Consider the following 9,695-nt stretch of genomic DNA (forward strand, 5'->3'; position numbering starts at 1 on the left):
GTGCAAACCCCATGGTTTGCGCCACCGCATCGGGTGGTTACAGCGCCTTTATCGGCACCGACCCAGTCGGCTGCCAATAACGGAAAAAGGCCGGTGGCAAGAGCCACCAGCCATCAGCCTGTCGCTTGACGCTCGGGCTGGAGGAGCAAAGTCGATGCTTACTTCAGCTCGACTTTAGCGCCTGCTTCTTCCAGCTTCTTCTTGGCGTCTTCAGCCGCTTCTTTCGAAACGCCTTCAGCTACAACCTGAGGAGCGCCGTCTACTTTCTCTTTGGCTTCTTTCAGGCCCAGACCGGTCAGTTCGCGAACTGCCTTGATCACGTTAACCTTCTTCTCGCCAGCTTCCAGCAGAACAACGTTGAACTCGGTTTGCTCTTCAACAACAGCGGCAGCAGCAGCTGGACCAGCCGAAGCAGCAGCAGCGGTAACACCGAAGGTTTCTTCCATCGCTTTGATCAGCTCAACGATTTCCACTACGGATTTCTGGCCGATTGCTTCGATGATTTGTTCGTTAGTCAGAGACATGACTCAATTCCTGAATTGGGGGACGGCCTACGCGACCATCGAAATAAACAAAAAACGCGAGAAGTGACGAGCCTTAGGCTGCGGCAGCTTCTTTCTGGTCGCGAATTGCCGCCAGAGTACGAGCCAATTTGCTGGTAGCGCCTTGAATCACGCTCATCAGCTGAGAAATTGCTTCGTCACGGGTCGGCAGAGTTGCCAGTACGTCGATCTGATTAGCTGCGAGGAACTTGCCCTCGAACGCAGCTGCCTTGATCTCGAACTTGTCCTGACCCTTGGCAAACTCTTTGAAGATACGGGCAGCAGCGCCCGGATGTTCGTTCGAGAATGCAATCAGGGTCGGGCCGGTGAACACGTCGTTGAGGACACTGTATTGAGTGTCAGCAACAGCGCGCTTGAGCAGGGTGTTACGTACAACACGTACGTAAACGCCAGCTTCACGAGCCTCTTTACGGAGTCCGGTCATTGCGCCTACTGTTACGCCACGTGCATCAACCACGACAGCGGACAGAGCGACTTTGGCAGCCTCGTTGACTTCAGCGACGATGGCCTTCTTGTCTTCGAGATTAATTGCCACGGGTTTAACTCCTGCTTGTTACCGTTTCATTCGATCGGAACCGAATGTCGTTTTGGTGTCTGATTCGGTAAGGAACCGGGAGCACCATCTGCGTAGGCTTGAGGTTTAAGGCTTGCGCCGCCTACGGTCTTGGATAGCCCCCGCCAGGCAGGGACCCCAATCTTTCAATTGGCGCGGTAATCCGCGCCAACCTTTGTCTTACGCGTCGAGCGAGCTCTGGTCGATAACCAGACCTGGGCCCATGGTGGTGCTCAGGGTAACGCGCTTGACGTAAATGCCTTTCGAAGAAGCTGGCTTGATACGCTTCAGATCAGCGATCAGGGCTTCAACGTTTTCCTTCAGCTTGACGGCGTCGAAGCCGATCTTGCCAACGGAAGTGTGGATGATGCCGTTTTTGTCGGTGCGATAACGAACCTGACCAGCCTTGGCGTTTTTAACCGCGTTGGCTACGTCTGGAGTTACGGTGCCGACTTTCGGGTTAGGCATCAGGCCGCGTGGACCGAGAATCTGACCCAACTGACCTACAACGCGCATGGCATCCGGGGATGCGATCACTACGTCATAGTTCAGGTCGCCGCCTTTCATTTCGGCAGCCAGGTCGTCCATACCTACACGGTCAGCGCCGGCAGCCAGAGCGGCCTCAGCAGCTGGACCCTGGGTGAACACAGCAACGCGAACGGTCTTGCCAGTGCCGTGCGGCAGCACAGTAGCGCTACGAACAACCTGGTCGGATTTACGTGGGTCTACGCCCAGGTTTACAGCAACGTCGAACGACTCGCTGAACTTGACAGTCGACAGCTCGGCCAGCAGAGCAGCGGCGTCTACAATGTTGTAGGCCTTGCCTGCTTCGATTTTGCCGGCGATAGCCTTTTGACGCTTGGTCAGCTTAGCCATTACACACCCTCCACGTTAAGGCCCATGCTACGAGCAGAACCGGCGATAGTACGCACGGCTGCATCCATATCAGCTGCAGTCAGATCCGCGTTTTTGGTTTTCGCGATTTCTTCCAGCTGAGCACGGGTAACGGTGCCAACCTTAACGGTGTTCGGACGAGCGGAACCGCTGGTCAGACCGGCCGCCTTCTTCAGCAGAACCGAAGCAGGGGTGGATTTGGTTTCGAAAGTGAAGCTACGGTCGCTATAGACAGTGATGATCACTGGAGTCGGCAGACCTGGCTCAAGACCCTGGGTACGGGCGTTGAAAGCCTTGCAGAATTCCATGATGTTCACGCCGTGCTGACCCAGAGCAGGACCAACAGGTGGACTTGGGTTAGCCTGAGCGGCCTTCACTTGCAGCTTGATGTAAGCGGTAATCTTCTTGGCCATGAGGCACTCCAATTACGGGTTCGAACGCCTCGGAAGGCTCCCCGGTTACTTGCGCGTTTATCCCAGTGACGACAAAACCCCACAGCCTAAGGCTGCGGGGTTGGGATTGCTTGTCCAGTTAGACCTTCTCGACCTGACTGAACTCGAGCTCCACCGGAGTAGAGCGACCGAAAATGAGCACCGCCACTTGGATCCGGCTCTTTTCGTAGTTAACTTCTTCCACAACACCATTGAAATCGGCGAATGGACCGTCGTTGACACGTACCGTCTCACCTGGCTCGAACAACGTCTTCGGCTTAGGCTTGTCACTACCATCAGCAACGCGACGCAGAATCGCTTCTGCCTCTTTATCGGTAATTGGTGCAGGCTTGTCGGCAGTACCGCCGATGAAACCCATCACCCGAGGAGTATCCTTGACCAAGTGCCAAGTACCCTCGTTCATATCCATCTGGACCAGCACATAGCCTGGGAAGAACTTCCGTTCGCTTTTGCGCTTCTGGCCGTTACGCATCTCAACCACTTCTTCAGTGGGAACCAGAATCTCGCCGAAGCCATCTTCCATGCCAGCCAGCTTTACGCGCTCGATCAGCGAGCGCATCACATGCTTCTCGTAACCCGAGTAAGCATGCACAACATACCAACGCTTAGCCACGGAACACCCTTAGCCGACAATCAAGGAAACAAGCCAGCCGAGCAGGGAATCAAGCCCCCACAACAGCAACGCCATAACCAGAACAACAGCCACCACAATCAGGGTGGTCTGCGTGGTTTCTTGGCGAGTTGGCCACACGACTTTACGAATCTCGGTGCGAGCTTCCTTAACCAGTACAAAGAAAGACTTGCCCTTCGCGGTCTGCAGGCCTACAAAGGCAGCTACAGCAGCAATGGCAAGCAAAGCAAGTACACGGTACAGGATCGGCGAAGCAGCGTAATACTGATTGCCAACAACGCCAACAACCACCAAAGCGACTACTACAAGCCACTTGAGCAGATCGAAGCGAGAGCCTTGAGCTTCAGCTTTAGGAGTCATCTATGAAGATCCTGTGAAAAGAAAGCCAGACACACCGAGTGAATCTGGCAGGTCAGGAGGGAATCGAACCCCCAACCTACGGTTTTGGAGACCGTCGCTCTGCCAATTGAGCTACTGACCTAAAACAAAATCAGGCCGACCATTATGCCGGCCCGAAAAATACATTACAACCGCTTATTCGATGATTTTGGCTACGACGCCAGCGCCGACGGTACGACCGCCTTCACGGATAGCGAAACGCAGACCGTCTTCCATCGCGATGGTTTTGATCAGGGTAACAGTCATCTGAATGTTGTCACCTGGCATTACCATTTCAACGCCTTCTGGCAGCTCGCAGTTACCAGTCACGTCAGTAGTACGGAAGTAGAACTGTGGACGGTAGCCTTTGAAGAACGGAGTGTGACGACCGCCTTCTTCCTTGCTCAGAACGTAAACTTCTGCAGTGAACTTGGTGTGCGGCTTGACCGAACCTGGCTTGACCAGAACCTGGCCACGCTCAACGTCGTCACGCTTGGTACCACGCAGCAGAACGCCGCAGTTCTCGCCAGCACGACCTTCGTCGAGCAGCTTGCGGAACATCTCAACACCGGTGCAGGTGGTGGTGGTGGTGTCACGCAGACCAACGATTTCCAGAGCGTCCTGAACGCGAACGATACCGCGCTCGATACGACCAGTCACAACAGTACCGCGACCGGAGATCGAGAATACGTCTTCGATTGGCATCAGGAACGGCTTATCAATCATACGAACTGGTTCTGGGATGTAGGTATCCAGAGTTTCAACCAGTTTACGAACGGCAGTGGTGCCCATTTCGTTGTCGTCTTTGCCTTCCAGCGCCATACGAGCCGAACCGATGATGATCGGAGTGTCGTCGCCCGGGAAGTCGTAGGTCGACAGCAGGTCACGAACTTCCATCTCAACCAGTTCCAGCAGCTCAGCGTCGTCTACCAGGTCAGCCTTGTTCAGGAAAACCACGATGTACGGAACGCCTACCTGACGAGACAGCAGGATGTGCTCACGGGTTTGTGGCATCGGACCATCAGCGGCCGAGCAAACCAGGATCGCGCCGTCCATCTGGGCAGCACCTGTGATCATGTTCTTCACGTAGTCAGCGTGACCTGGGCAGTCAACGTGAGCGTAGTGACGAATAGTCGAGTTGTACTCAACGTGAGCGGTGTTGATGGTGATACCGCGAGCTTTTTCTTCTGGTGCGCTGTCGATCTTGTCGAATTCAACGACGGCCGAACCGAAAACTTCGGAGCAGACGCGAGTCAGAGCAGCAGTCAGAGTGGTTTTACCGTGGTCAACGTGACCAATGGTCCCAACGTTGACGTGGGGCAGGGAACGATCAAATTTTTCCTTAGCCATCGATATCACCCTCTACAGAAGAAATTAGACAAACAATATCAACCATTAAAACAAAGGCAGATATTTTCATATCTGCCTTGTTATATGGAGCTCTTGAGCGGATTTGAACCGCTGACCTCACCCTTACCAAGGGTGTGCTCTACCAACTGAGCTACAAGAGCAAAACCCTTTGCACAACCTGCAAACTTGGAGCGGGTAGCGGGAATCGAACCCGCATCATCAGCTTGGAAGGCTGAGGTTCTACCACTAAACTATACCCGCGGAGCCTGCAGCTCACGCTTAAATCTGGTGGAGGGAGAAGGATTCGAACCTTCGAAGTCGTAGACGTCAGATTTACAGTCTGATCCCTTTGGCCGCTCGGGAACCCCTCCTAATCAGGCCGGCATTCTATATCATGCCAAACCCCTGTCAAGCATTTTCTCATTTAAAAACCTGAGGTTAGCTGCGTTGACACACTTCACACTGAATGCCGATTAAGGTGTTCGCTGTGGAGCGGGCGCCATTCTATGCAAACTATTGAACAGGTGCAACCCCTTCGCACAGCATTATTTTATGTTTTAACTCATTGAATTCCTTGGAAAGGTTTTGCAACTGTTGATCGCCCAACAATCGCTGGCCATCTGGTGGAATTGCCAGCCAGTAACCGCTTCCGGCAGCATCTTTCGGCACGGATTGCATATTGACTCTCATCGCCACCAGGCGCTGCTGCAACTGGGCAACTGAATCCTCATCAGAAAATCCGCCAAGGAACAGACACTGTTGACGCGCAGCACCTTCCGCCCTGCGCCCTTCGCCGGCTGTTTCGCTCAGCAGACGAATATCTTGCTGCGAACCGCGATACAAATTCAGAGGCGTCACGTCCTTGGCTCGCAAGGGCGCTTCCTGCTGATGCCAGACGTAGTAAAAACCATTGAGAACAACAAGCAGCAGAAACAACCAACGCATATAAACCTCAGGACAAGGGACACGCCATGGCCAAGCCGACAAAAACCAGGTCGGGCACCACCTTGGCCTCAGGCACGACGCCATCCACCAACTCAGCATCTCCTCCCGTAACGAAGACCATGAAGTTTTCGCACCAATATGCTCGAGCCAGCTCTAATTGAGTGAGCACGAAGCCCCTCAGCATCAGAGAACAACCGCGCTCTACCGCCTCTACGGTGGTCCGTCCCGGCACATGACTGGAAAGGGCCCGCTCAGCCGCCTGATCACCATAACGAATTTTGCGCGTATGGGTGCGCAGCTGGTTTCGCATCAATGGCATGCCAGGGCAGATGAACCCACCGAGATGCTCCCCGTCCGCCGCAACAAAATCAGCAGTGACAGCCGTACCGAAGTCGAGAATCAGGCAAGCATTGCCGGCAGCCAAGTGAAAGCCCCCAAGCATCGCCAGCCAGCGATCAAGCCCCAAGCGCTCATAATCTTCATAGCCGTTACGAACGCCAGACATCTCGCGGGCGGATTTCGCACATACGACAGGGATACCGAACTCCCGCTCAATAAGCTCAATTAACGCGCCGGTTTCCTCATCAGTCCTGACACTTACCAAACGACAGTTGCGCAGTGAGAGCGACTTTATGATCCGCAGGCTCTCAATTAAAGCTTGATTGGAATCTACAACCCCTTCCGAGACCACTCCGCTCGCCCCGGCATCCAGTACGCGCCATTTTATAAAGCTGTTGCCGCAGTCAAGCTCAAGAATCATCACGCAACCTCAGGCTGAGCTCTCCACCACTGAAGACTTTTTCAACACCGTCTACGTTCAAGCGCAACCCGCCCTGGCTATCAATGCCGAGTACAACCCCATCGACCTGACTGTTACCAGCGATCAAAGAAACGGCGCGCCCCTGCCAAAGATGGTTTTCCGCCCATTCTGCATGCAGACCAGCGAAGCCATTGGCTTGGTGCTTATCAATGTAAGCGCTCAGTTGATTACTTAACTGAATCACTAAAGCATTGCGATCACAGGCCCGGCCAGACTCAAGCCTTATGGAGGTCCATTGCTGGTCGACCTCGTCAGCAACCTGCATATTCACATTGATTCCTATACCCAGCACCACATGACAGACATCCGCCGGATCTCCGACGAGCTCAAGTAGAATCCCGGCGATCTTCTTATTGCCCACCAACACATCATTGGGCCACTTCAAACCGGCATTCGGTACACCCGTATTTCGCAAGGTCTGCATAACGGCCAAGCCAACAACAAGGCTCAACCCTTCAAGCTGACGCATGCCCCCGTCGATACGGAGGACGAGGCTGTAGTAAAGGTTTTCTGCAAATGGGCTCACCCACTTACGACCACGACGACCACGCCCTGCCAATTGTCGCTCCGCCAGCACCAGAAATGGCGCAGGAGCGCCTTCACCAACGGAGCGCAGAGCTTCGGCATTTGTCGAATCGACAGAATCAAACACAGTCACAGGCCACTGAGGCGCCCTTCTGGTTATTTCCAGAGGATCAAGCAGCGTTAAAGGCGCCGACAATTGATATCCGCGACCGCGGACTTTATGGACCAACAGGCCCAGCTCAGCTTCAAGCTGCTGCAACTGCTTCCATACAGCACTTCGGCTAATTCCCAGGGCGGTCCCCAAGTCCTGTCCGGAATGGAATCGCCCATCCTTCAGAAGATCCAACAACGTCAACATGCAGGTTTCGCCTCACAATGAGGCCCGAATGATAGCCATGCCCCGTGCCGTTGCATAGAAATCAAGCAGACACATTTCCCGCAGGCAAAACAAAACCCCAACTGCTTTCGCAATTGGGGTTTCGGAATTTAATCTTGACGATGACCTACTCTCACATGGGGAAACCCCACACTACCATCGGCGATGCATCGTTTCACTGCTGAGTTCGGGATGGGATCAGGTGGTTCCAACGCTCTATGGTCGTCAAGAAATTCGGGTACTGAGTCGTGACCAGATGGCCTCGCTTCAGCAAATTGGGTATGTGACAGCTGTCGGTGTTTGTGCGCTTCGAACTTTCGGTTCGTTTCGTCTTCACACACCGCAATCTGGTGCCTTCTCAGGTCAGCAAATTGCTTGGGTGTTATATGGTCAAGCCTCACGGGCAATTAGTATTGGTTAGCTCAACGCCTCACAGCGCTTACACACCCAACCTATCAACGTCGTAGTCTTCGACGGCCCTTCAGGGAACTCAAGGTTCCAGTGAGATCTCATCTTGAGGCAAGTTTCCCGCTTAGATGCTTTCAGCGGTTATCTTTCCCGAACATAGCTACCCGGCAATGCCACTGGCGTGACAACCGGAACACCAGAGGTTCGTCCACTCCGGTCCTCTCGTACTAGGAGCAGCCCCTCTCAAATCTCAAACGTCCACGGCAGATAGGGACCGAACTGTCTCACGACGTTCTAAACCCAGCTCGCGTACCACTTTAAATGGCGAACAGCCATACCCTTGGGACCGGCTTCAGCCCCAGGATGTGATGAGCCGACATCGAGGTGCCAAACACCGCCGTCGATATGAACTCTTGGGCGGTATCAGCCTGTTATCCCCGGAGTACCTTTTATCCGTTGAGCGATGGCCCTTCCATACAGAACCACCGGATCACTAAGACCTACTTTCGTACCTGCTCGACGTGTCTGTCTCGCAGTCAAGCGCGCTTTTGCCTTTATACTCTACGACCGATTTCCGACCGGTCTGAGCGCACCTTCGTACTCCTCCGTTACTCTTTAGGAGGAGACCGCCCCAGTCAAACTACCCACCATACACTGTCCTCGATCCGGATAACGGACCTGAGTTAGAACCTCAAAGTTGCCAGGGTGGTATTTCAAGGATGGCTCCACGCGAACTGGCGTCCACGCTTCAAAGCCTCCCACCTATCCTACACAAGCAAATTCAAAGTCCAGTGCAAAGCTATAGTAAAGGTTCACGGGGTCTTTCCGTCTAGCCGCGGATACACTGCATCTTCACAGCGATTTCAATTTCACTGAGTCTCGGGTGGAGACAGCGCCGCCATCGTTACGCCATTCGTGCAGGTCGGAACTTACCCGACAAGGAATTTCGCTACCTTAGGACCGTTATAGTTACGGCCGCCGTTTACCGGGGCTTCGATCAAGAGCTTCGCGTTAGCTAACCCCATCAATTAACCTTCCGGCACCGGGCAGGCGTCACACCCTATACGTCCACTTTCGTGTTTGCAGAGTGCTGTGTTTTTAATAAACAGTCGCAGCGGCCTGGTATCTTCGACCGGCATGAGCTTACGGAGCAAGTCCTTCACCCTCACCGGCGCACCTTCTCCCGAAGTTACGGTGCCATTTTGCCTAGTTCCTTCACCCGAGTTCTCTCAAGCGCCTTGGTATTCTCTACCCAACCACCTGTGTCGGTTTGGGGTACGGTTCCTGGTTACCTGAAGCTTAGAAGCTTTTCTTGGAAGCATGGCATCAACCACTTCGTCACCCAAAGGGTAACTCGTCATCAGCTCTCGGCCTTAAGATCCCGGATTTACCTAAGATCTCAGCCTACCACCTTAAACTTGGACAACCAACGCCAAGCTGGCCTAGCCTTCTCCGTCCCTCCATCGCAATAACCAGAAGTACAGGAATATTAACCTGTTTTCCATCGACTACGCTTTTCAGCCTCGCCTTAGGGACCGACTAACCCTGCGTCGATTAACGTTGCGCAGGAAACCTTGGTCTTTCGGCGTGGGTGTTTTTCACACCCATTGTCGTTACTCATGTCAGCATTCGCACTTCTGATACCTCCAGCAAGCTTCTCAACTCACCTTCACAGGCTTACAGAACGCTCCTCTACCGCATCACCCGAAGGTGATACCCGTAGCTTCGGTGTATGGTTTTAGCCCCGTTACATCTTCCGCGCAGGCCGACTCGACTAGTGAGCTATTACGCTTTCTTTAA

10 protein-coding genes, 4 tRNA genes and 2 rRNA genes (1 of these 16 running past the window's edge) are annotated in these 9,695 nt (G+C 53.7%); all 16 read right to left on the reverse strand.

Annotated features, from left to right (window positions below):
• Positions 1-158: 158 nt before the first annotated feature.
• Positions 159-524: a 50S ribosomal protein L7/L12 gene (gene rplL / locus BLU71_RS19015; RefSeq protein ID WP_003228750.1), complete on the reverse strand. Its 366-nt coding sequence runs from the start codon at positions 522-524 to the stop codon at positions 159-161.
• A 73-nt stretch (positions 525-597) separates the two neighbouring features.
• Positions 598-1,098 (reverse strand): 50S ribosomal protein L10, encoded by a 501-nt coding sequence (rplJ, locus tag BLU71_RS19020; RefSeq protein ID WP_008081912.1) that lies wholly within the window; start codon positions 1,096-1,098, stop codon positions 598-600.
• Positions 1,099-1,296: 198 nt separating this feature from the next.
• Entirely contained in the window at positions 1,297-1,992 is a 696-nt protein-coding gene (rplA, locus tag BLU71_RS19025; protein WP_024014523.1) for a 50S ribosomal protein L1, read from the reverse strand.
• Complete coding sequence (gene rplK / locus BLU71_RS19030; protein ID WP_003176435.1) at positions 1,992-2,423, reverse strand: 50S ribosomal protein L11; 432 nt, start codon at positions 2,421-2,423, stop codon at positions 1,992-1,994. Before rplK ends, rplA begins: the two co-directional genes overlap by 1 nt.
• 118 nt (positions 2,424-2,541) lie before the next feature.
• A complete protein-coding gene (gene nusG, locus BLU71_RS19035; protein WP_007957598.1) occupies positions 2,542-3,075 on the reverse strand; it encodes a transcription termination/antitermination protein NusG in 534 nt (177 codons plus the stop codon).
• A gap of 9 nt (positions 3,076-3,084) precedes the next feature.
• Positions 3,085-3,453 carry a preprotein translocase subunit SecE gene (secE, locus tag BLU71_RS19040; RefSeq protein ID WP_016772937.1) on the reverse strand — a complete coding sequence of 123 codons (369 nt, stop codon included), beginning with the start codon at positions 3,451-3,453 and terminating at the stop codon, positions 3,085-3,087.
• A 45-nt stretch (positions 3,454-3,498) separates the two neighbouring features.
• Positions 3,499-3,574: transfer RNA gene (locus tag BLU71_RS19045), tRNA-Trp, on the reverse strand.
• A gap of 53 nt (positions 3,575-3,627) precedes the next feature.
• Entirely contained in the window at positions 3,628-4,821 is a 1,194-nt protein-coding gene (tuf, locus tag BLU71_RS19050) for an elongation factor Tu (RefSeq protein WP_024014521.1), read from the reverse strand.
• An 85-nt stretch (positions 4,822-4,906) separates the two neighbouring features.
• Positions 4,907-4,982: transfer RNA gene (locus BLU71_RS19055), tRNA-Thr, on the reverse strand.
• Positions 4,983-5,008: 26 nt separating this feature from the next.
• Positions 5,009-5,082 (reverse strand) — tRNA-Gly (locus BLU71_RS19060).
• A gap of 25 nt (positions 5,083-5,107) precedes the next feature.
• A tRNA-Tyr gene (locus BLU71_RS19065) sits at positions 5,108-5,192 on the reverse strand.
• A gap of 142 nt (positions 5,193-5,334) precedes the next feature.
• The gene (locus BLU71_RS19070) at positions 5,335-5,766 is read right to left on the reverse strand and encodes a hypothetical protein (protein ID WP_042610657.1); all 432 of its coding nucleotides are present in this window, start codon (positions 5,764-5,766) and stop codon (positions 5,335-5,337) included.
• Between the two features lie 7 nt (positions 5,767-5,773).
• The gene (locus BLU71_RS19075; RefSeq protein WP_083353678.1) at positions 5,774-6,526 is read right to left on the reverse strand and encodes a pantothenate kinase; all 753 of its coding nucleotides are present in this window, start codon (positions 6,524-6,526) and stop codon (positions 5,774-5,776) included.
• Positions 6,516-7,469: a bifunctional biotin--[acetyl-CoA-carboxylase] ligase/biotin operon repressor BirA gene (gene birA / locus BLU71_RS19080; protein WP_064363989.1), complete on the reverse strand. Its 954-nt coding sequence runs from the start codon at positions 7,467-7,469 to the stop codon at positions 6,516-6,518. The genes BLU71_RS19075 and birA overlap by 11 nt, the downstream gene beginning before the upstream one ends.
• 132 nt (positions 7,470-7,601) lie before the next feature.
• Positions 7,602-7,717: ribosomal RNA gene (gene rrf / locus BLU71_RS19085) — 5S ribosomal RNA — on the reverse strand.
• A gap of 156 nt (positions 7,718-7,873) precedes the next feature.
• Positions 7,874-9,695 (reverse strand): 23S ribosomal RNA (locus BLU71_RS19090) (it continues 1,072 nt past the right edge of the window).

Source organism: Pseudomonas moraviensis (assembly GCF_900105805.1).
GTDB classification, from domain to species: Bacteria; Pseudomonadota; Gammaproteobacteria; order Pseudomonadales; family Pseudomonadaceae; genus Aquipseudomonas; species Aquipseudomonas moraviensis_A.

What these genes read in the sequence shown, in the direction of transcription:
- secE (WP_016772937.1), bottom strand. Translation starts at nt 3,453, where the DNA reads ATGACTCCTAAAGCTGAAGCTCAAGGCTCTCGCTTCGATCTGCTCAAG.
- rplA (WP_024014523.1), bottom strand. Translation starts at nt 1,992, where the DNA reads ATGGCTAAGCTGACCAAGCGTCAAAAGGCTATCGCCGGCAAAATCGAA.
- rplL (WP_003228750.1), bottom strand. Translation starts at nt 524, where the DNA reads ATGTCTCTGACTAACGAACAAATCATCGAAGCAATCGGCCAGAAATCC.
- birA (WP_064363989.1), bottom strand. Translation starts at nt 7,469, where the DNA reads ATGTTGACGTTGTTGGATCTTCTGAAGGATGGGCGATTCCATTCCGGA.
- tuf (WP_024014521.1), bottom strand. Translation starts at nt 4,821, where the DNA reads ATGGCTAAGGAAAAATTTGATCGTTCCCTGCCCCACGTCAACGTTGGG.
- rplK (WP_003176435.1), bottom strand. Translation starts at nt 2,423, where the DNA reads ATGGCCAAGAAGATTACCGCTTACATCAAGCTGCAAGTGAAGGCCGCT.
- BLU71_RS19070 (WP_042610657.1), bottom strand. Translation starts at nt 5,766, where the DNA reads ATGCGTTGGTTGTTTCTGCTGCTTGTTGTTCTCAATGGTTTTTACTAC.
- BLU71_RS19075 (WP_083353678.1), bottom strand. Translation starts at nt 6,526, where the DNA reads ATGATTCTTGAGCTTGACTGCGGCAACAGCTTTATAAAATGGCGCGTA.